The sequence below is a fragment of the Herbaspirillum sp. 3R11 genome, from assembly GCF_004563925.1.
GTDB lineage: Bacteria > Pseudomonadota > Gammaproteobacteria > Burkholderiales > Burkholderiaceae_D > Herbaspirillum.
The window spans coordinates 416,297-436,969 of record NZ_SPNJ01000003.1 but is presented as its reverse complement, the minus strand read 5'-3'; the positions used below and the strand labels follow the sequence as shown (position 1 = coordinate 436,969).

At 63.4% G+C, this 20,673-nt stretch carries 17 protein-coding genes; 12 read left to right on the top strand and 5 right to left on the bottom strand.

Features of this window, described 5'->3' with window-relative positions:
* Nucleotides 1-35 precede the first annotated feature (35 nt).
* Entirely contained in the window at nt 36-941 is a 906-nt protein-coding gene (locus tag E4P32_RS15390; RefSeq protein WP_348533512.1) for a LysR substrate-binding domain-containing protein, read from the top strand.
* Between the two features lie 8 nt (nt 942-949).
* Here E4P32_RS15390 and E4P32_RS15385 read toward each other — a convergent pair whose 3' ends face one another.
* Nucleotides 950-2,065 (bottom strand): alkene reductase, encoded by a 1,116-nt coding sequence (locus tag E4P32_RS15385; RefSeq protein ID WP_116434957.1) that lies wholly within the window; start codon nt 2,063-2,065, stop codon nt 950-952.
* The gene (locus tag E4P32_RS15380) at nt 2,062-2,775 is read right to left on the bottom strand and encodes an SDR family oxidoreductase (protein ID WP_116434958.1); all 714 of its coding nucleotides are present in this window, start codon (nt 2,773-2,775) and stop codon (nt 2,062-2,064) included. Before E4P32_RS15380 ends, E4P32_RS15385 begins: the two co-directional genes overlap by 4 nt.
* A gap of 167 nt (nt 2,776-2,942) precedes the next feature.
* Here E4P32_RS15380 and E4P32_RS15375 point away from each other — a divergent pair, with 167 nt between their 5' ends.
* From E4P32_RS15375 to E4P32_RS15365, 3 genes are all read left to right on the top strand, one after another.
* Complete coding sequence (locus E4P32_RS15375; protein ID WP_116434959.1) at nt 2,943-3,542, top strand: TetR/AcrR family transcriptional regulator; 600 nt, start codon at nt 2,943-2,945, stop codon at nt 3,540-3,542.
* Between the two features lie 104 nt (nt 3,543-3,646).
* On the top strand, nt 3,647-4,675 hold the full coding sequence (locus E4P32_RS15370) for an NADP-dependent oxidoreductase (protein ID WP_116434960.1): 1,029 nt from the start codon (nt 3,647-3,649) through the stop codon (nt 4,673-4,675).
* A gap of 56 nt (nt 4,676-4,731) precedes the next feature.
* Nucleotides 4,732-5,748: an LLM class flavin-dependent oxidoreductase gene (locus tag E4P32_RS15365; protein ID WP_116434961.1), complete on the top strand. Its 1,017-nt coding sequence runs from the start codon at nt 4,732-4,734 to the stop codon at nt 5,746-5,748.
* Between the two features lie 83 nt (nt 5,749-5,831).
* Here E4P32_RS15365 and E4P32_RS15360 read toward each other — a convergent pair whose 3' ends face one another.
* Genes E4P32_RS15360 through E4P32_RS15350 form a run of 3 tightly spaced genes read right to left on the bottom strand, consistent with a single transcriptional unit; the run spans nt 5,832 to nt 8,858 of the window.
* Entirely contained in the window at nt 5,832-6,668 is an 837-nt protein-coding gene (locus E4P32_RS15360; protein WP_116434962.1) for a GntR family transcriptional regulator, read from the bottom strand.
* Nucleotides 6,665-7,906, bottom strand: coding sequence for an amidase (locus E4P32_RS15355; RefSeq protein ID WP_116434963.1), 1,242 nt, complete (start codon nt 7,904-7,906; stop codon nt 6,665-6,667). Before E4P32_RS15355 ends, E4P32_RS15360 begins: the two co-directional genes overlap by 4 nt.
* A gap of 4 nt (nt 7,907-7,910) precedes the next feature.
* Nucleotides 7,911-8,858, bottom strand: coding sequence for a polysaccharide deacetylase family protein (locus E4P32_RS15350; protein ID WP_116435324.1), 948 nt, complete (start codon nt 8,856-8,858; stop codon nt 7,911-7,913).
* A gap of 255 nt (nt 8,859-9,113) precedes the next feature.
* Here E4P32_RS15350 and E4P32_RS15345 point away from each other — a divergent pair, with 255 nt between their 5' ends.
* From E4P32_RS15345 to kdpA, 8 genes are all read left to right on the top strand, one after another.
* On the top strand, nt 9,114-10,301 hold the full coding sequence (locus E4P32_RS15345) for an ABC transporter substrate-binding protein (protein WP_116434964.1): 1,188 nt from the start codon (nt 9,114-9,116) through the stop codon (nt 10,299-10,301).
* Between the two features lie 87 nt (nt 10,302-10,388).
* Entirely contained in the window at nt 10,389-11,267 is an 879-nt protein-coding gene (locus E4P32_RS15340; RefSeq protein ID WP_116434965.1) for a branched-chain amino acid ABC transporter permease, read from the top strand.
* Complete coding sequence (locus E4P32_RS15335; protein ID WP_116434966.1) at nt 11,264-13,852, top strand: ATP-binding cassette domain-containing protein; 2,589 nt, start codon at nt 11,264-11,266, stop codon at nt 13,850-13,852. The genes E4P32_RS15340 and E4P32_RS15335 overlap by 4 nt, the downstream gene beginning before the upstream one ends.
* Before the next feature lie 10 nt (nt 13,853-13,862).
* Nucleotides 13,863-14,252, top strand: coding sequence for an oxalurate catabolism protein HpxZ (hpxZ, locus tag E4P32_RS15330; protein ID WP_116434967.1), 390 nt, complete (start codon nt 13,863-13,865; stop codon nt 14,250-14,252).
* Nucleotides 14,253-14,278: 26 nt separating this feature from the next.
* Nucleotides 14,279-15,868, top strand: a complete 1,590-nt coding sequence (locus E4P32_RS15325; protein WP_116434968.1) for a gamma-glutamyltransferase family protein — start codon at nt 14,279-14,281, stop codon at nt 15,866-15,868.
* A 279-nt stretch (nt 15,869-16,147) separates the two neighbouring features.
* Complete coding sequence (locus E4P32_RS15320; RefSeq protein WP_233526674.1) at nt 16,148-18,295, top strand: diguanylate cyclase; 2,148 nt, start codon at nt 16,148-16,150, stop codon at nt 18,293-18,295.
* Nucleotides 18,296-18,578: 283 nt separating this feature from the next.
* The gene (gene kdpF / locus E4P32_RS15315) at nt 18,579-18,668 is read left to right on the top strand and encodes a K(+)-transporting ATPase subunit F (RefSeq protein ID WP_053195662.1); all 90 of its coding nucleotides are present in this window, start codon (nt 18,579-18,581) and stop codon (nt 18,666-18,668) included.
* Nucleotide 18,669: 1 nt separating this feature from the next.
* Nucleotides 18,670-20,454 carry a potassium-transporting ATPase subunit KdpA gene (gene kdpA, locus E4P32_RS15310; protein ID WP_116434970.1) on the top strand — a complete coding sequence of 595 codons (1,785 nt, stop codon included), beginning with the start codon at nt 18,670-18,672 and terminating at the stop codon, nt 20,452-20,454.
* Nucleotides 20,455-20,673 lie beyond the last annotated feature (219 nt).

The following is a 20,673-nucleotide window of genomic DNA, read 5'->3' as shown; positions in this document are numbered from 1 at the left end:
CACTACTTTCTTGCGCCATGGATCGTCTGAGCGACATGCGTCTGTTTTTGAGCGCCGCTTCCGCCGGCAGCTTTTCCGCCGCCGGGCGCAAGGTGGGACTGTCGCCGGCGGCGTCCAGCGCCGCCATGCAAAGGTTGGAGCAGTCGCTCGGCGTCAAGCTATTCGAGCGCACCACGCGCCAGTTGCGACTGACGGAAGAAGGGCGGCTGTACCAGTATTACTGCCAGCAAGCCATCGACGCCATTACCGAAGCCGAGCATCAGCTGCAGGCGGGAAAAAAGCTGGTACAAGGCACGGTGCGCATCTCGGCGCCATCGGACCTTGGCCGCAACCTGCTGCAAGACTACCTGCTGGAATTTTCACAACAGTATCCCGACGTCCGCTTCGTGCTGTCGCTGACTGATTCGCACGCCAACCTGGTGCTCGACGACATCGATGTCGCCATCCGCTACGGCAAGCTGGCCGACAGCAGCATGGTGGCGCGCACGCTGGCGCCGAACCGCCGCGTGATCTGCGTAGCGCCTGCTTGCGACGATCATTTCGGTTCATTGAAGGAATTGTCGCAACTCGCGCAACGACCGGCGCTGGTGCTGACGACCGCGGCCGGACCGATGAACCTGTGGCAGTTCCAGAGCGGCAAGCGCGTCGAGTCCATCCAGCTCGATCACTATCACGAGACCAATGACGGCGAAATCCTGCGCAAGTGGGCGGTGCAGGGGCGCGGCTACGCGTACAAGTCGGCGCTCGACATCCTTGCCGACGTGCGGGCAGATCGCCTGCGCATCGTGTTGCGCGACAAGCTGTCGGCGCCGGCGCCGCTGCACGCGCTGTATCACCGCAACCAGCACCAGCCGCCGCGCGTCAAGCTGCTGCTGGATTTCCTGCAGGAGCGGTTTGCCACGCAGGCGGCCGAACTGGACGAGCTCGGCCTGGAACTCTGAATCACGCCCTAAGCCGCCGGCGCATAGTCCGTATAGCCGCGTCGATCACCGCCGAACAGGCTGGCGCCGTCGAGATCGGCCAGCGCCAGATTCTCTTGCAAGCGCTTCGGCAAATCCGGATTGGCGACAAACGGACGGCCGAAGGCCACCAGGTCGGCCAGTCCATCGCTCAAAATTTTCCCGGCGCGATCCTTGTCGTAGCGTCCGGCCACGATGATGCGGCCCGAGTACGCGGCGCGCAGCTGATGGCGGAAATCTTCCGGTATCGTCGGCGCATCGTCCCAGTCGGCTTCCGACAAGTGGATGTAGGCGACGTTCTGCTTTTCCAGTTCGGCGGCCGCATGCAAAATCGTATCGACGATTGCCGGATCGGCCATGTCCTTGAACGTGATGTACGGGGCGAGACGTACGCCGACGCGATGCGCGCCGATTTCTTCCGATACCGCCGCGACGACTTCGCGCAGGAAGCGCACGCGGTTGTCGACGCTGCCGCCGTACTGATCAGTGCGATGATTGGACACGGTGCGCAGGAACTGATCGATCAGGTAGCCGTTGCCGCCATGCAGTTCGATGCCGTCAAAACCGGCCGCCATCGCATTGGCTGCAGCCTGGCGGAAGTCGCCGACGATGACGCCGATTTCTTCCACCGTCAGTGCGCGCGGCATCGGCGTGTCGACCATGCGGCCGACGCCATCGTCACCCACGATCCATACTTGCGTGCCGCGCGGCTGGATTGCCGATGGCGCCACCGGCGCAGCGCCGTCATGGAACACCGGATGCGATACCCGGCCGACATGCCACAGCTGCACGAAGATGCGTCCGCCGGCTTTGTGCACGGCATTGGTGACCAGCTTCCAGCCGTCGATCTGTTCCTGTGTATGGATGCCGGGTGTGAAGGAATAGCCCTGGCTCTGTTTCGATATCTGTGTCGCCTCGGTCACGATCAGGCCCGCTGCGGCGCGCTGCGCATAATAGTCGGCCATCATCTGGTTTGGAATATTACCCGGCTGCGAGGAGCGGGCGCGCGTCATCGGCGCCATCACGATGCGGTTCGACAAAGCGACCGGTCCCAGCTGCAGGGGCGTGAACAGGGTCGAGTCTTTCAGGGGTGCGGTGTTGCTCATGACAGCAGTCCTCCACCTTCGACATCAATCACGGCGCCGCTGACGAAGCCGTTTTCCATTGCAAACAGATAAGCCTGCGCCATATCCTGCGGTGTCCCCACGCGGCCGACCGGCAAGCCCTTGCCGATACGCGCCATGGCGGCCACGCGCGATTCTGCACCGGCTTCGCCCCACAATTCCGTATCGACCACGCCCGGACTGACCACGTTGACGCGGCGCGGCGCGAGTTCCCTGGCGAGACTTTTTGCAGTTGCATCGACGGCCGCATTGAGGCCGCTCTTGAGCAGGCTGCCGGGACCGAACTTGCGCGACAGCAGGCCCGAGGTCAGCGTGATGGAGGCGTTCGGCGACAGATACGGCAGCGCCGCCTGGATCGCGAACAGCGAGCCGAACAGCTTGACGTTGAAGGCCAGTTCCAGCTCCTCGCGGGTGAGTTCGGTCAACTTGGGTGAGCCGACGCGCGCACCGGCGGTCAGGACCAGATGGTCGATCTTGCCGATGGCGGCGAATGCTTGCGTGAGTGCAGTGCTATCGGTGACGTCGGCCACGGCAGCGCGGATGTTGCCTGCATTTCCGTTGGCCTTGGCCGAACGGCCGATGACGGTAACGATAGCGCCGCGCGCTGCCGCTTCTTGCGCGACGGCGCGGCCGATGCCGGAGGTGCCGCCGATGACGACGACTTGCTGTTGTTGCAGTGTGGTGTCAGACATGATGGTTTTCCTGTGTGAGTGAAGACAATGCATTGTCTGCCTCGGGCACGTTTTCGAGAATGTGTCCGGCGCTTGAATCATCTTCTTGATATTTTTGAAGATGGGCCGAAACCATGGTTTTGGAGGGCTTTAGACGACTGGTCTAATTTTTCGGTAAAATAGTCCGCATGAGAGATACCTACGCCGAAACCAAACTCAGCATCCTGCAGGCAGGCCGCCGTCTGATCGCCCAGAAGGGCTTCACCGGCGTGGGCCTCAACGAGTTGCTGAGCGCCGCCGACATTCCCAAGGGCTCGTTCTATCACTACTTCGGTTCGAAGGAGCGTTACGGCCGCGAGCTGATTGAGCAATACGTCGATGAGTACCTGCTGACGCTGGACAAGACATTCGACGCGGCCGGCAACGCGAACACGACCGCACGCGAGCGCTTGCTGACCTACTGGGGCTACTGGCTGGAGACGCAATGCTGCGAAATCGCCGAGCACAAATGCCTGGTGGTCAAGCTTAGCGCCGAAGTGGCCGACCTGTCCGATGACATGCGCGTGGCCCTGCACAGCGGCACCGAAGCCTTCATCGCGCGCATTGCCGACGCCATCCGCACGGGCGTGGCCGAAGGTTCGCTGCATACCGTACTGGAGCCTTACCGTACCGCGCAGATGCTGTATCAGATGTGGCTCGGCGCCAGCCTGCTCAGCAAACTCAGCCGCGACCGCGAGGCGCTGGAAAGCGCCATGGACGTCACCCGGCGCGTGCTGGTTGCTCCTTGATTTCGCCTTGATTGCGCCATGATCACGCCCTGACGTCACTGCTCCGAAAATCTATCTCTCGCCGCCCGCCATCCGGCAGGCGACGCCTCCTTTAAAGGAATGCCATGTCCCAATCCGCTACCGTCAATCGCCGCATCGTGCTGGCGTCGCGCCCGACCGCCGCGCCTGCACCTGAACATTTCCGCCTGGAAGAAACCGCCGTGCCGACGCCGGGCCCGGGCCAGTTCCTGCTGCGCGCCGATTATCTTTCGCTGGATCCGTACATGCGCGGCCGCATGAGTGATGCGCCTTCCTATGCCGCCCACGTGGAAATCGACGCCGTCATGACCGGCGGCACCGTGTCGCGCGTGGTGGCGTCGCAGCATCCTGATTACCAGGAGGGCGATCTGGTCATGGCCTACACCGGTTGGCAGGATTACGCTCTGTCGGACGGTACCGGGGCTACCAAACTGGACAAGAACATGCCGCGTCCGTCGTATGCGCTTGGCCTGTTCGGCATGCCGGGCTTCACCGCCTATGCCGGCCTGCTCGACATCGGCCAGCCGAAGGAGGGCGAGACCGTGGTGGTCGCCGCCGCCACCGGCGCGGTCGGTTCGGTGGTCGGGCAGATCGCCAAGCTGAAAGGTTGTCGCGTGGTCGGCATCGCCGGCGGCGCCGAGAAGTGCCGCTACGCCGTGGAAGAACTCGGCTTCGACGCCTGCATCGACCATCGCGGCGACGACTTGCCGCAACTGCTGAAGGAAGCCTGTCCCAAGGGCATCGACGTGTATTTTGAAAACGTCGGCGGCAAGGTCTTCGAAGCCGTGCTGCCGCTGCTCAACGTGCATGCGCGCGTGCCGCTGTGCGGCCTGATTGCGCAGTACAGCGGCGTCGCGCCGAACGCGGCCCTGCTGGGCACGTTGCCGCGCAACCTGCTGACCAAGCGCATCCGCATGCAGGGCTTCATCATTTTCGATTACTACCAGCGCGCCGGCTATTTCGCCGAGTTCTTCAAGGACATGAGCGCCTGGGTCGCCGCCGGCAAGATCAAGTACCGCGAAGATGTGGTGCAAGGTCTGGAGAACGCACCACAAGCGTTCATGGGCCTGCTCGAAGGCAAGAACTTCGGCAAGCTGGTTGTTCAGATCGCCTAATGCAAATCGCGTAACTATTTTCAGACGCCCATTACGGGAGTCAGCAAGGACCCACCATGATTCCGTTTTCCGTACTCGACCTGTCGCCGATCAACCAGGGCAGCACCGCCGCACAAGCCTTCAACAACAGCAAGGAGCTGGCGCAGAAGGCTGAAGCGCTCGGCTATAACCGCTACTGGCTGGCCGAACATCACAACATGACCGGGATCGCCAGCGCCGCGACTTCCGTGGTGATTTCGCATATCGCCGCCAACACCAAGACCATCCGCGTTGGCGCCGGCGGCATCATGCTGCCGAACCATTCGCCGCTGGTGATCGCCGAGCAGTTCGGCACGCTGGAGTCGCTCTACCCGGGCCGCATCGATCTCGGCCTCGGCCGCGCGCCCGGCTCCGACCAGCGCACCGCGCGCGCCCTGCGTCGCCACCTCGGCGACAGCGCCGACACCTTCCCGCAGGATGTGGTCGAGCTGCAGGAATATTTCAAGGAAGCCTCGCCGTATCAGTCCGTGCGTGCAGTGCCCGGTTACGGCCTGAACGTGCCGTTGTGGCTGCTCGGCTCCAGCATGTTCAGCGCCCAGCTGGCGGCGGAAATGGGCTTGCCGTTCGCCTTCGCCTCACACTTTGCACCGGGCTTCATGAAGTCGGCCGTAGAAATTTATCGTTCCCGCTTCAAGCCCTCGGATGCTTTGAAGCGTCCGCACGTGATGCTCGGCCTGAACGTGTTCGCCGCCGAGACCGACCGCGAAGGCGAGCGCCTGTTCACATCCTTGCAGCAGCAGTTCGTCAACCTGGTGCGCGGCGTGCCGGGCCAGTTGAATCCTCCGCGCGAGAGCATGGAAGACTACTGGCGTCCGGAAGAGAAGTCCCACGTCGAGCGTTCGCTGTCCTGCGCCATCGTCGGTTCGCCCGAGACCGTGCGTACCGGCTTGCAGAATTTCATCGATGACACCGGCGCCGACGAGTTGATGATCACCGCGCAGATCCACGACCATGCGGCGCGTCTGCGTTCGTTCGAGATTGTGGCGGAAGCGCGCGAGGCCTTGACGCCGAAGGTGCCGACGCTGGAGTTTTGAGGTAGCAGGGAAGTTGAAGGCAGGAGACACGAAGGCCGGGACCATGAAAATGGCCCGGCCTTTTTTTATTCAGTGACGGATGTTCATTCCATCCCCAGCATGCGCGCCAAACTGTTGGCCGATTTTTCGCTGACCAGATGAATGCGTTGCTCCAGCACCAGCAAGTGTTCTTCCATGGCTGCGATGGCGCCGGCGGCGTCGCCTTTTTCGATGAAGTCGACGATGCTGGTGTGCTCGTCGTGCTCACAGGCGGCGTAGCCCGACGGTTCATGCAAGGCCACGATCAACGAGCAACGCGACACCAGTTCGCTCAGGTAGCGCTGCAGGATGGGATTGCGGCACAGCTCCGCCACGCGCAGGTGGAAGGCCGAGGCCAGCCGCGCCCAGTCGGTCTGGGCGTAGTTGTGCATGGCCACATGTTCTTCCTTGAGCTGGCGGCGCAGTTTGGCGAGGTCGGCCTTGGTGGCGTTCTTCACGGCCAGCGCCAGCACGGCCGATTCCAGTGAACGGCGCGCTTCGAAAATCTCGCGGGTTTCTTCCGGCGTCGGCATGGCGACGATGGCGCCGCGGTTCGGGCGCAGTTCGACGATGTGTTCGTGCGCCAGCTTTTGCAGCGCCTTCTGCACCACCGTGCGGCCGACACCGAACAGTTCGCACAAGGCAGCTTCGGGCAGCTTGGTGCCCGGCGTCAGGCGCTGGCTCATGACACTGGTGAACACGCTTTGGTAAATGCGCTGGATGATGTCGTCGCCATCGTCCGCATGTGCGGCATCGACGGAGGCGTTGGCCAACGCGTCGTGACGGACCTTTGGACGGCCGGTGCGTGCTGCTGCGGTCGGCGCGGCTGGTGCGGCCTTAAGGGACTTGAGCGCCGGCTTGCCGGCTTTCTTTGCGGTGCTGCGGAGAGGCATATCGTTCATCGTGTTCTGCGAATTTCCTGCAATTGATTCCACAAGGCCGTCGCCAGCCGTATCAGCGCCAGGTCGCTGCCGGCCGGGCCCAGCAATGATACGCCGATCGGCAGGCCCGCGTCTGTAGAAAACGGCAGGCTGACCTGCGGCAAACCGGCCAGTCCGGCGATGCATGTGATGCGGAAGCTGCGCGTGCGCACCTCGTCGACTTCGGCGCCGCCGGCGCTGAGCAGCGGCGCCACGCTCGCCGCCGACGGGATGATCGCCACGCCGTCTTCACCCAGCAAGTCGCTTACCTGTTTTCGGATGGCGTCCTGGCGATGCACCGCCAGCGCGGCATCGGACGCATCGACGCCGGCGGCAAACTGCCAGCGTGCCGCGACGGCGGGACTGAAGTCCGGGCGGTTCGCCGCGATCCACGCGCCATGGACTTGCCAGCCGTCGTAGGCGGAGGCGGTGACATAAGTGCGCCGCCATTCTTCCAGCATGCCGGGCGCGGCCAGCGCATGGCGCGTGCGTGCACCGTCGAAGGCCGTGAATACTTGTTCTACCCGCTCATGGAACACGGCATCGGCCTGCGCCAGCACGTCGGTCAGCAGCAGCGCGCGCCTGAAACCGTGCACCGGTTGCTGCCGCGACGGCAGCAACACGCGTCCCACGCGCTCGAACACTGCCGCATCCTGGGCGAACCAGGTCGCGGTATCGAACGCCGGCTGCAACGGCACCATTGCCTCGCGCGACAGCAGGCCGTGCGTGGTGCGCAAGCCCCACACGCCGCAATAGCTGGCCGGCACGCGGGTCGAGCCGCCGGTGTCGGTGCCCAGCGCGAAGTCGCACAGGCCGGCTGCGACCGCAGCGACCGAGCCGCTGGAGGAGCCGCCCGGGACACGGTCCGGCGCGCGCGTATTGAGCGGCGTGCCGTAATGGATGTTGTCGCCGTGGATGCTGTAGGCCAGTTCGTCGGTGACGGTCTTGCCGACCAGCGTGGCGCCGGCTGCCAGCAGCGTCGTGATGAGCGGATTGGTTTTCTGCGCCGGCGCATGCGTGGCCAGCCAGGCTGGATTGCCCGCGCCGGTGGGGTGGCCGGCGACGTTGAACACGTCCTTGGCGGCGAAGCGCAGGCCATGCAGTTCACCCTGAGGCGCGCCGGCAACGACAAAGCGGCCGTGCGGCACCCAGGCGCGCGCATAGTTGTCGTGCGAGGTGTTGGTCTGGTCGGTCTTATCGGTCTTGATCTGAGCGTTCATGCGATTACCCCTGCGCCAGTGCAACCGCCGGTTGCGATTTCAGGACCTCGAGTCCGTCGACGTGTTCGCAGATCGCGCCCGGCGTGGTGAACCAGACCTCGCCGCGGTCGCGCGCGGCGGCGATGTGTTCCAGCGCGCGGCGCAGGTGGCGCAGGCGGTAGGGTTGGCCGACCAGATAGGGATGCAGCGCGATGCCCATGACCAGCGGTTGGCGGCGCGACTGATCAAGCATCTCGTCGAAGTTGTCGACGATGAGCTGGGCGAAGTCCTTGCCGTCCATCTGGCGGGCGACGATCATCGGAATGTCGTTGACCTCCTGCGGATAGGGAATCGACCACAGCGTCTTGCCGCTGCGCGTCTGCATGTGCGTGGGCTGGTCGTCGTGGCACCAGTTGAGGTTGTAGCGGTAGCCGCTTTCCAGCAGCAGGTCGGGCGTAGCCTGGCTTTCCGAAATCCAGGGCGACAACCAGCCGGTCGGCGTCTGGCCGCTATGCTGCTGCATGCGCTCGCGGCAGAATTGCAGCAGCGCCAGTTCGGCGGCTTCGTCGAGCGTGCCTTGCTGATGGGCGTTGGTGTGGCCGTGGCCGATCAGCTCGTCGCCGCGCGCGACGAAGGCGGCGATCAGCTCCGGGCAATGGTCGTAGAGCGCCGTGTTGGCCAGCACGCCGGCCGGCAGGCCGAGGCTGTCGAACAGTTCCAGGCAGCGCCAGGCGCCGACGCGGTTGCCGTATTCGCGCCAGGCGTAATTGAGCACGTCGGGTTCGGCGGCGGCCGGTCCCAGCCGCGCGCCCAGGCCTTCGCCGAAGGCGAAGTGCTCGATGTTGAAGCCGAGGTAGACCGCCAGGCCGGCGCCGTTGGGCCAGCGGTAATGCGGGCGTTGCGTGATGGCCGAGTAGCCGAAACGGCCGTGTACCGGCAAGGCGCCGAGGCGGTCAGGTTGATCCGGCTGCATGGCGCTGATCGATGATGGTGCGGCGTGCATCATTTTATTCATCTCTTCCCACTTTCTGCACTTTGTCCGTGCATTATTGATTGCAATATTGAATTTATATTTGCGCCAATAAAAGTGATTTATTGCTTCTAATACTAGATACATATTGTCGGCAAAAACTATTTTTTATTGTGGCAGTTGGCATAGCCCTTGCATAAGTCATGCCGGGAACAAAGCAAAACCAACCACTCATCAATTCAGATCCGGGAGAGCCACATGATCCACTTCACTCGTCGCACCGCAATCGCCACTGCCTTGGCTGCCTTGGCCGCAGCCAGCCTGTCGCCGCTGGCGCTGGCCGCCGACCCCATCAAGATCGGCCTGGTCACGGCCCTGTCCGGGCAGTCCGCACAATCCGGCGAAGCCATCACGCGCGGCCTGACGGTCGCCATCGACGAGATCAATGCCAAGGGCGGCCTGCTCGGCGGCCGCAAGCTGGAACTGGTGCGCCGCGACGACGAAGGAAATCCGGCCAAGGGCGTGGTCGCAGCGCGCGAACTGATCTTCAAGGAAAAAGTGGCGGTGATCTTCGGCGGCCTCGACACGCCGGTGTCGATGGCCATCGTGCCTATCGTCAATGCGGAGAAGGTGCCGTTCATGGGTCCGTGGGCGGCCGGTACCGGCGTTACCAAGAACGGCGCCAATCCCAATTACGCCTTCCGCGTCTCGGCAGTGGATGAGCAGGTTGACAAGGCCATGCTGAGCTACGCGCAAAAGACTTTCAAGACCAGCAAGGCCGGCCTGATCCTGGTCAACAATCCTTGGGGCGAATCGAACGAGAAGGGTATCGTCGCCGCACTGGCGGAGAAATCCATGAAGCCGGCCGGCATCGAGAAGTTCGAGGCCAGCGACGTCGACATCGTGCCGCAGCTGACGCGTCTGAAGGCAGCAGGCGCGGATACCCTGTTTTTGGTCGGCAATGTCGGCCCGTCGGCGCAGGTGGTGAAGTCGCTTGATCGCATGGGCTGGAAGGTGCCGGTGGTGTCGCACTGGGGCCCGGCCGGCGGACGCTTCACTGAACTGGCCGGACCGAATGCCAGGAACGTCCATTTCGTCCAGACCTTCAGCTTCTTCGGCAAGCTGACACCGGTCGGCGACAAGGTGGTCAAGGATCTCAAGGCCAAGTATCCGAACATCAAGGGACCGGACGACATCACTCCGGCAGTCGGCGTCGCCAATGCCTATGACGGCATGCAGCTGGCCGCGCTGGCGATCGCCAAGGCCGGCTCCACCAACGGCGACGCGATCCGCGAAGGCTTCTACAAGATCGATCGCTATGAAGGCCTGATCAAGACCTATGTCAAACCGTTTTCGCCGACTGTGCACGACGCGCTGCAATCCGACGATTACGTGTGGGCGCAGTTCATCGACAACCGCATCCTGCCGGTGGGTTTAACTCAGTAAGCCGTCGTCGGTTTCGGGGATGACGAACATGCCCGGGTGACGCAATCTGCATCGCCCGGGCGACAAGATTCAATCAGGGAGAACAAGATGTTGCTGTTGTCGGCGCTGATCAGCGGGTTGGGACTGGGAAGCATGTATGGCCTGATGGCGCTGGGTTTTTACATCACCTATGCGGTATCGGGGACGGTCAATTTTGCGCAGGGCAGTTCCATGATGCTGGGCGCGGTCCTGTGTTTCACGTTTTCGCAGACGCTGGGCTGGCCGATGTGGTCGGCCGTGGTGCTGGCGCTGGCCTTATGCGCGCTGTACGGCCTGGTGGTGGAAGTGCTGGCGGTGCGGCCGTTCGCCAATCGCGGCTCCAATGCCTGGCTGATGTCGACCGTGGCGCTGGGCATCGTGCTCGACAACGTCGTCATGCACACCTTCGGCAAGGAGCCGCGCAGCCTGCCGTCGCCGCTGGCCCTGTCATCGATTGAAGTCGGCGGCGTCGGCCTCGGCGTGTATCCGCTGCAGCTCCTGATCCCGGTGGTCGGTCTGGTGCTGGCGGCGGTGCTGCATCGCATCTCTCGCCGCACGCGCTGGGGCATCGCCATGCTGGCGGTGGTGCAGAACCGCGATGCGGCGCGGCTGATGGGCATTCCCATCGTGCGCGCCATCGCGGTTGCCTTCGCCTTGTCGACGCTGCTGGCCGGCATCGCCGGCGTGTTGATTGCGCCGCTGTTCAACGTCAACGCCGACATGGGCACGCTGTTCGGCCTCAAGGCCTTCGCCGTCGCCATCCTCGGCGGCATCACCAGCGCCTGGGGCGTGATGATCGCCGGCCTGCTGTTCGGCATCGCGGAAGCGATGATCACCTCCACACTCGGTTCCGGCTACACGCAGATCATCACGTTCGCGCTGGTGATCGTGGTGCTGGCAATTCGTCCCAACGGCCTGTTCGGCCGCGCGCAGGTGAAAAAAGTATGATGACCATTCCTCCTTCTTCCGTCGTTGCTGCAGCAAAAACAGCAGCATCTGCATCGGCGCCATCACGTCGTCTGCTCGGCCTGGCCGGACCGTTGCCGCTGTCGGCGGCTCTGGCTGCGCTGGTGGCGGTGTGCTGCCTGGCGCTGACCGTCAACAGTTACTACGTATTCGTGCTGACCGGTATCGCCTTGATGGCGATCGTCGGCATCGGCCTGAACGTGCTGCTCGGCCTGACCGGGCAGGTCTCGTTCGGACACATCGGTTTCTACGCCATGGGCGCTTACACGGTGGCGATCCTGACCACCAAATTCGGCGTCAGCTTCTGGCTAGCCTGGCCGCTGGCGGCGTTGATCGCCGGCGCCATGGGCGCGGTACTGGCGCTGCCGGCCTTGCGCGTGAAAGGTCCGTACCTGGCGATGATCACGATTGCGTTCAGCTTCATCGTGCAGCACGCCATCATTGAAATGCGTGACCTCACCGGCGGCCAGAACGGCATCATGGGCATCGCCGCGCCAGGCTTCGGCGGCATGGTACAAGGCGAGCGCGGCATTGCGCTGCTGGCAATCTGCAGCGCCGCCGTCCTGCTTGCAGCGTTCTGCTGGCTGGCGCGCGGCACCTGGGGCGCGGCCATGCGCGCAGTCAAGGACGGCGAGACCGCCTCCGAGTCGATCGGCCTCAATCCGCTGGTGATCAAGACCGTGGCCTTCGCCGTGTCGGCCATGCTGGCGGGTCTGGCGGGCGGCTTGTTCGCGCCGCTGTCGACCTTCGTCACGCCGGACACCTTTGGTTTCATGCAGTCGATCCTGTTCGTGTTGGTGGTGGTGGTCGGCGGTGCGGGCGCGACGATGGGACCGCTGATCGGCGCCGTCATCGTCGGCGTGCTGCCGGAGTTGCTGTCCAGCCTGGAAGATTACCGCTTGCTGTTTTTCGGCGGCCTGCTGTTGCTGGTGCTGTGGATTGCGCCGGATGGCGTGACCGGCATGCTGCGTCAGCTGGCGTCAAAAATGGGGAGCAAGAAAATCCCCGGTGCAGCGACCGCTACTCCCTCCTACGACGACCTGCCGCAGCGATTGCAGGAGGCGGTGTTGCCGCAGCGTGATCGCCGTACTTTGCGCGCCGAGGGATTGACGATGATCTTCGGCGGCGTGCGCGCGGTCGGCGATCTCAGTTTCGATGTGCCGGCCGCCGCCGTCACCAGTCTGATTGGCCCCAACGGCGCAGGCAAGACGACTGCGCTGAACATGCTGAGCGGCTTCTACAAGCCCTCCATCGGCGGCTTCTCGCTGCAAGGTGCCGCGCTTGCAGGCTTGCCTGCCTTCCGCATCGCCCGCCATGGCGTCGCACGCACGTATCAGACCTCGCAACTGTTTGGCTCGCTGACGGTGGAAGACAACGTCGCACTGGCGATGGGCAAGGGCAAGCTCGGTGGCCTGCTCAACGCCGGCCGTTTCGGCGCGGCGGAGATTCGTGCGCGCAGCCGGCAGCTGCTGGCGTATTGCGGCTACGAAGGTGCGGTCGATATTGCATCGGCCGATCTGGCCCACGTCGATCGTCGCCTCGTCGAAATCGCCCGTGCGCTGGCGACCGATCCAGAGGTCTTGCTGCTGGATGAACCGGCCGCCGGCCTGTCGCGCGAAGACAAGGAAAAGCTGGCGCGCCTGCTGCAACGCATCGCCGCCGCCGGCATCAGCGTGGTGCTGGTGGAGCACGACATGTCGCTGGTCATGGACATCTCGCACCGTATCGTCGTGCTCGACGCCGGTCAGCGTCTCGCACTCGGCACGCCGCAGGAGATCCAGGACAACCCGGCGGTGCGCCAGGCGTATCTGGGCGAAGCGATGCAGGCCGAAGCGCGCATTCGCGGCAGCCGTTCCGGCCAGGAGTTGCTGGGCGTCGGCGAACTGATTGCCGGCTATGGCGCCGAGCCGGTCCTGCACGGCATCAACCTTCAAGTAAAGCAGGGTGAAATGGTGGCGCTGCTGGGCGCCAACGGCGCCGGCAAGTCGACGCTGATGCGCGCGCTGGCGGGACTGCATCGTCCGGTGCGAGGCGGCATCCACGTTGGCGGCGTCAACCTGATGCACCTGCGCGCGGAAGAGATCGTCAAGCACGGCGTGGTGCTGGTGCCGGAAGGTCGCCAGGTGTTCGCCGAGCTGAGCGTGCTCGACAACATCCGCCTCGGCGCCTTCCTGTATCCGCAAGACATGGACAGCCGCGTCGAGGAAATGCTGACGCGCTTCCCGCGCTTGCGCGAGCGCTTGCATCATCGCGCCGGTCTGTTGTCGGGCGGCGAGCAGCAGATGCTGGCGGTCGCGCGCGGGTTGATGTCGCGTCCGCGCATCCTGCTGCTGGACGAACCGTCGCTGGGCCTGGCGCCCAAAGTCATCGCCGAACTGTTCGCCGCGCTGGACGGTCTGCGCGATGAAGACATGACCATCCTGCTGGTCGATCAGATGGCGGCGCTGGCATTGGCATTGGCCGACCGCGCCTACGTCATCGAAGGCGGTCGCGTGGTCGCTGAAGGAACCGCTGCCGAGATCGCCGCCAACGATGCGCTGGCCAAAGCCTATCTCGGCGGACACTAAGAAAGTATCCATGGAATATGACATCAACCTGCCCGACGTCGTCGCCGAAGTGACCGCCGCCTTTGAACGCTACGAGGCCGCGCTGGTCAACAACGACGTCGCTGTCCTCGACGAACTGTTCTGGAACAGTCCGCACACCTTGCGCTACGGTGCGACCGAAAACCTGATCGGTTACGATACCATCCAGGCGTTCCGCAACGGCCGCTCGCCCAAGAACCTGGCGCGCGAATTGCATGCAACCGTGATCACGACGTACGGCCGCGACTACGCCACCGCCAACACCGAGTTCAGCAAGAACGGTGAAGCGCGCACCGGACGCCAGAGCCACACCTGGCTGCGCCTGCCAGAAGGAGAAGGATGGCGCATCGTGGCGGCGCACGTGTCGTGGATGGACAATTAATCGAAGACAGTTTCAGGAGCACATCTATGTTGTACAGCAAGACCTGTATCGGCGGCATGGTGACCGCACCGCATCACCTCGCGGCGCAAGCCGGCGCCGCTGTACTGCGCGAAGGCGGCAACGCGGTGGAGGCGATGGTCGCCGCCGCAGCCGCCATCGCCGTGGTGTATCCGCACATGAACGGCATCGGCGGTGACGGCTTTTGGGTGATCAGCGAACCGGGCCGCGAGCCGGTGGCGATCCAGGCCTGCGGCCAGTCGGCCGCGCTGGCGACCAAGGACTTTTATGCGCAGCATGGCGACGCGGCGATTCCGACGCGCGGTCCGCGTGCGGCGTTGACGGTGGCCGGCGCTGTCGGCGGCTGGGCGGCAGCGCTGGAAGCGGTCAAGGATTGGGACGGCGGCAAGCGCCTGCCATTGTCGCGCCTGCTGGCCGATGCGATTCATCACGCCAAGGCCGGCGTGCCGGTCACGCGCTCGCAGGTTGAGCTTACGCAGGACAAATGGGAAGAGCTGAAGGACCAGCCCGGTTTCGCAAGCACCTATGCCGCGCAGGGCGCACCGTCGCTGGGCGACATCCTGAAACAACCGGCGCTGGCGGCGACCCTGTCGCGCCTGGCCGAAGCCGGCCTCGACGATTTCTATCGCGGTGAACTGGCGCAGCAATTCGCGGCCGGTCTCGAACAGGCCGGCAGCCCGTTGCGCGCCGCCGACCTCGCCGCCTATCGCGCGCAGGTCGTCAAGCCGCTGATGGTGCAGATGCAATCCGGCCGCATCTACAATCTGCCGCCGCCGACGCAGGGCGTGTCGGCGCTGATGATCCTGGGCCTGTTCGATCGTCTGGGCGTCAAAGAGGCGGATGGCTTCGAACATATCCACGGCCTGGTGGAAGCCACCAAGCGCGCCTTCATCCTGCGCAACAAGCACGTCACCGATCGCGCCCACATGTCGGTTGATGCCGCCGACTGGCTGTCGCCCGAGGCGCTCGACCGCGAGGCCGCGCAGATCGACATGCAACGTGCGGCGCCGTGGCCGCATGTGCCGAAACCGGGCGACACCATCTGGATGGGCGCAGCCGATGCCCAGGGACGCGTGGTCAGTTATATCCAGAGCATTTTCTGGGAGTTCGGCAGCGGCGTGATCGCCGGCGACACCGGCGTGGTGTGGCAGAACCGCGGCGCCAGCTTCACGCTCGACGACGGCGCCAATCAGTTGCAGCCGGGCAAGCTGCCGTTCCATACGCTCAATCCTTCGCTGGCGCGTCTCAACGACGGCCGCACGCTGGCCTACGGCACCATGGGCGGCGAAGGCCAGCCGCAGACGCAGGCGGCGGTGTTCAGCCGCCACATCCTGTTCGGCCAGAACATGCAGGCCGCCGTCAGCGCGCCGCGCTGGTTGCTGGGCCGGACCTGGGGTACGGTGTCGACCAACCTCAAGCTTGAGGGACGCATCCCGGCCGACGTGGTCGAGTCGCTTCGGCGCGCCGGCCACGACGTCGAAGTGACGGCCGACTACACCGACATGATGGGTCATGCGGGCGCCGTTTGCGTGCATCCGAACGGCCTCATCGAAGGCGCCACCGATCCGCGCGCGGACGGTATTTGCGCCGGCGTCTGATTTCCTTTTGATTCTCTTTTGAGGTGTTCCGGAAGACTGCCGGGACGTCCCCGGTAGTTTTTGCAACAGATTGCCTGCTTATATGGACGAAAGCTTGTCTGACAGACAAGCTTTCGATCTTATTCCCGCGTCAAGTATTGCTCCGGATGCAATTGACCAGCTAATATTTCGGTATTCCTAATAAAAGAATCAAAGGGAACGCCCGGGAGGAAGGCAAACGATGCCATTTCCGTTCTTTCGGTGTCACGTCGAACAGTAGGAATCGTAGCCGGAGCCATCTTGAGCATCAAAAAACTCTCATCGACATTGAGTCTGTCCTCATGGGTCACGATAGGAGTTGTGCTGTCGGTGCTGATCACGACGGCGTCGGTTCTGGCGCTGGTGGATCAGTTCACGCGCAGTTATGCGCGTCACGAAGCCGAGGCGCGGCTCAATCAACTGGCCTGGCAAATGCAGGACGCGCTCGACCGCAGCATGGCGGAGCGCTACATCGACGTGAAGCTGCTGTCGCAACGTCCGTCGATCCGCGAGGCCAAGGATCCGGCGCGCATGCGTGCGGTCTTCAACGAATTGCAAAGAAACGTTCCCAACTACGCCTGGATCGGCTTCGCCACGCCAGACGGCAACGTGCTGGCCGCCGCCAACGGTTTGCTGGAAGGCCAGAGCGTCGAGCAGCGGCCGTGGTACCAGAAGGCGCAGAAGGATTTCTTCGTCGGCGACTATCATCCCGCCGTGCTGCTGGAAAAGAAGCTGCCGGTCATGAGCGATCCATGGCGCTTCGTCGACATCGCCACGCCGATCATGGGACCGGATGGCCAGTTCCAGGGCGTGCTCGGCGTGCACCTGAGCTGGACCTGGGCGCGCGACCTCGCCAAGAAACTGCTCAATCCGGCCAATGACCGCTACGACGTCGAGATCATGATCGTGCGCGAAGACGGCACCGTGCTGCTCGGTCCGCGCGAACTCGAAGAAAAGAAAATCGCCTCCGACAGCTTCAAAGCGTCGCTGCGCCTGCCGTCAGGTTCGATGCGCGAACTCGGCGAAGACGGCCAGCATTACCTGACCGGTTTTGCGCGCACCGGCCTCAACAGCGAATACACCGAAATGAAGTGGAGCGTGCTGGTGCGCCAGCCTGAGCAGGTCGCCATGTCCGGCTTCAAGGACCTGGAACGCCAGGTGCTGTTCGTCGGTTGCATCGTCGGCTTGTTGCTGATGACGCTGGCGTTCTTCATGACGCGCCGGCTGGTGGCGCCGATGAATGCACTGAGCGCTGCGTTGGAACGCCGCGCCACCGGCGACCATAGCGCCGAGATTCCCATCGTCGGCACCTATTACGAAATCCAGTTGCTGTCGACCACGCTGTCCACCATGGTCCTGCGCGAAGAAAATTACCTGCGCGAAGTACGCTCGCTCAATGAGGGCCTGGAGCAGCGCGTCGAAGACCGCACCCGGCGCCTGCACGAAACCGCCATCGCCCTGCAGCAGTCGCTCGACAACCAGCGCGAAAACCAGATCCGCCTCGAAGAAAGCGAAACCGAGCTGCGCGCGATCCTGCAAAACGCCCACGACGCCTTCATCGCCATCGACGAAGACGGTATGGTGCTGGAATGGAATCGCCAGGCCGAGCAACTGCTGGGCTGGGCCCACAAGGAAGCCGTCGGCAAGGAATTGGCCGAGCTGATCATTCCGTTCGAACAGCGCGAGTTGCACCGGCGCGGCATGACGCATTTCCTCAACACCGGCGAAGGCGTGGTGATCAACAACCGCATCGAAATCAACGCGCTGCGCCGCGACGGCAACGAACTGCCGGTCGAGATGACGGTCGGTTACGTGCGCCGCCGCGCCGGCCACCTGTTCATCGCCTTCCTGCACGACATCACCGAGCGCCAGGCCTTCCGCAACTCGTTGCAGGAAATGGCGCTGACAGACATCCTGACCGGCCTGCCCAACCGCCGCGCGTTTACCGAGAAGCTGCCCGAGGCGATGGCGCGCGCCATCCGCGAACCGCAGCAGATGGGCCTGCTGTTCATGGATGTCGACGGTTTCAAGAGCATCAACGACAAATACGGCCACGAAGCCGGCGACGAGCTGCTGGTCAAGTTTGCCGAACGCCTGATCGATGCGGTGCGTGACGTCGACACCGTGGCGCGCCTGGCCGGCGACGAATTCACTGTCATCCTCGAGCGCCTGCACGGCCCGGCAGATGCCATGGGCGTGGCGGAAAAAATCCTGGTGTCGATGCGCCGGCCGTTCATCCTCACGGCAGCGACCGTCAACGTCTCCACCAGCATCGGCGTGGCGATCTATGAGCCAGGCCAGCACATTGACCAGGACGCGCTGGTGGCGCAGGCCGACAAGGCCATGTACACCGCCAAGCGCGCCGGCAAGAACCGGGTGGAATGGAATACCGAGGAAAGCCCGGTCTGATCTGAGCCTTGTTCCCTGCAGCAATATCTTCCTGCATCACCATTCACGTACTCACTGTCCCCATCACCACGCGCCGCCCCGAGCGGCGCGTTCTTGTTTACACAAAATTTATACCGTCCTCCGATAGTTTTATCCGGATTTAACGCCCCCGAGAATATTGTTTGCTCCGTAAGTATTCACCAAGGGAGCAAGACATGGATTTTCTATATATCGGCGGCTTGCTGGCATGCAGCGTCGCGATGTGGGCGTTTGTCGTCGCCTGCAAAAAGCTGGAGGACATGCAATGAGCGTCATGCAAATACTGGGGCTGGCCGTATCGGTCGGCCTGTTGGCGTATCTGATCTACGCCCTGATCAAGCCGGAGGCTTTCTGACATGACTGCCTCGATAACCCAACTGGCGATCTACCTGGTCGTCCTGCTCGTACTGTCTGTCCCGGTGGGCTGGTACATTGCCCGCGTGATGGAAGGCAAGTCCGCCGTCAATCGCATCTTCGGCGGCATTGAGCATTTCCTCTATCGTCTGTGCGGCATACGCGCCGACGCCGACATGGGCTGGAAGCAATACGCGCTGGCGCTGCTGCTGTTCAATATCGTCGGCCTGTTCGTCGTCTACGCCCTGCAACGCCTGCAATTCTGGTTGCCGCTGAACCCGGCCGGCATGGTCAACGTCAGCGCCGACTCATCGTTCAACACGGCGGTCAGCTTCGTCACCAACACCAACTGGCAGGGTTACGTCGGCGAAAGCACGATGAGCTACCTGACTCAGATGCTGGCATTGTCGGTGCAGAACTTCGTCTCTGCCGCCACCGGCATTGCCGTTGCGTTCGCGCTGATTCGTGGCTTCGCACGCCACAGCAGCAAGAGCATCGGCAACTTCTGGGTCGACATGACGCGCTCCAGCCTGTACGTTCTGCTGCCGCTGTCGGTGCTGATCGCCGTGGTGCTGATGAGCCAGGGCGTGATCCAGAACTTCAAGTCCTATGTCGAAGTATCGACGCTGGAAACCACTGCCTACACCGTGCCGCGTCTGGATGCGCAAGGCCAGCCGCTCAAGGACGAGAAGGGTGCACCGCTGGTCGACGACATGAAGACCAGCAAGCAAACCTTGCCGATGGGCCCGGTCGCCTCGCAGGAAGCGATCAAGATGGTCGGCACCAACGGCGGCGGTTTCTTCAACGCCAACTCGGCGCACCCGTACGAGAATCCGACGCCGTTGTCGAACTTCGTGCAGATGCTGGCGATCCTGATCATCCCCGCCGCGCTGTGCACCAGCTTCGGCATGCTGGTCGGTGATCGTCGCCAGGGCTGGGCGATCCTGGCTGCGATGACCTTGCTGTTCATTGTCATGACGCTGACGGTGATGTACTTCGAGCAGCAGCCCAATCCCGCACTGGCGGTCGCCCATGCGACGCAGGGCAGCGGCATGATGGAAGGCAAGGAAACCCGTTTCGGCGTCATCGCTTCGAGCCTGTTTGCGGCGATCACCACCGCGGCATCCTGCGGCGCCGTCAACGCCATGCATGACTCGCTGTCGCCGTTGGGCGGACTGGTGCCGATGCTGCAGATGCAGCTGGGTGAAGTGGTCTACGGCGGTGTCGGCGCAGGTCTGTACGGCATGCTGATCTTCGCGGTGCTGGCGGTGTTCATCGCCGGCCTGATGATCGGTCGCACGCCGGAATACCTGGGCAAGAAGATCGGCGTGTTCGACATGAAGATGATGTCCATCGCCATCCTGATGACGCCCGCATTGGTGCTGGTGCTGACGGCGATTTCGGTGATGGTCGAAAGCGGCCTGGCCGGCATCGCCAACCCCGGCGCGCACGGCTTCTCGGAAATCCTCTACGCCTTCAGCTCGGCCGCCAACAACAACGGCAGCGCCTTTGCCGGCTTGTCGGCCAACACGCCTTACTACAACGTCATGACCGGCATCGCCATGTGGCTGGGTCGCTTCGGCATCATCGTGCCGGTGCTCGCCATGGCTGGCTCACTGGCCGGCAAGAAGCGCCTGGCGGCAACTTCCGGCACCTTGCCCACGCATGGTCCGCTCTTCGTCGCGCTGCTGATCGGCGCGGTGATCCTGGTCGGCGCACTGACGTATGTCCCGGCGCTGGCGCTGGGTCCGGTGATCGAGCATCTGCAAATGATGGCGATTAAATAGGCCCTGTTACCAACCAATCTGCGAGTGCGAACTAGTTCCCGAAGGGTTCCCGCCAGAAAGCGTGCTGGCAGCGTTGCATGGCTTGCAGGTGGGCCCACCACCTGCTACGCCACGCGCCTTGCCAGCACGCTTTCTGGCAGGAACGCATCTCGCAAATTGATTGTTAACAGGCCCTCATGTCTGAATTGGAGAAAAACATGGCAAATAATCCTGCCAAAA

Coding starts and splice junctions, on each gene's coding strand:
- E4P32_RS15390 (WP_348533512.1), top strand. CDS start 36: ATGCGTCTGTTTTTGAGCGCCGCTTCCGCCGGCAGCTTTTCCGCCGCC.
- E4P32_RS15385 (WP_116434957.1), bottom strand. CDS start 2,065: ATGAGCAACACCGCACCCCTGAAAGACTCGACCCTGTTCACGCCCCTG.
- E4P32_RS15380 (WP_116434958.1), bottom strand. CDS start 2,775: ATGTCTGACACCACACTGCAACAACAGCAAGTCGTCGTCATCGGCGGC.
- E4P32_RS15375 (WP_116434959.1), top strand. CDS start 2,943: ATGAGAGATACCTACGCCGAAACCAAACTCAGCATCCTGCAGGCAGGC.
- E4P32_RS15370 (WP_116434960.1), top strand. CDS start 3,647: ATGTCCCAATCCGCTACCGTCAATCGCCGCATCGTGCTGGCGTCGCGC.
- E4P32_RS15365 (WP_116434961.1), top strand. CDS start 4,732: ATGATTCCGTTTTCCGTACTCGACCTGTCGCCGATCAACCAGGGCAGC.
- E4P32_RS15360 (WP_116434962.1), bottom strand. CDS start 6,668: ATGAACGATATGCCTCTCCGCAGCACCGCAAAGAAAGCCGGCAAGCCG.
- E4P32_RS15355 (WP_116434963.1), bottom strand. CDS start 7,906: ATGAACGCTCAGATCAAGACCGATAAGACCGACCAGACCAACACCTCG.
- E4P32_RS15350 (WP_116435324.1), bottom strand. CDS start 8,858: ATGCAGCCGGATCAACCTGACCGCCTCGGCGCCTTGCCGGTACACGGC.
- E4P32_RS15345 (WP_116434964.1), top strand. CDS start 9,114: ATGATCCACTTCACTCGTCGCACCGCAATCGCCACTGCCTTGGCTGCC.
- E4P32_RS15340 (WP_116434965.1), top strand. CDS start 10,389: ATGTTGCTGTTGTCGGCGCTGATCAGCGGGTTGGGACTGGGAAGCATG.
- E4P32_RS15335 (WP_116434966.1), top strand. CDS start 11,264: ATGATGACCATTCCTCCTTCTTCCGTCGTTGCTGCAGCAAAAACAGCA.
- hpxZ (WP_116434967.1), top strand. CDS start 13,863: ATGGAATATGACATCAACCTGCCCGACGTCGTCGCCGAAGTGACCGCC.
- E4P32_RS15325 (WP_116434968.1), top strand. CDS start 14,279: ATGTTGTACAGCAAGACCTGTATCGGCGGCATGGTGACCGCACCGCAT.
- kdpF (WP_053195662.1), top strand. CDS start 18,579: ATGAGCGTCATGCAAATACTGGGGCTGGCCGTATCGGTCGGCCTGTTG.
- kdpA (WP_116434970.1), top strand. CDS start 18,670: ATGACTGCCTCGATAACCCAACTGGCGATCTACCTGGTCGTCCTGCTC.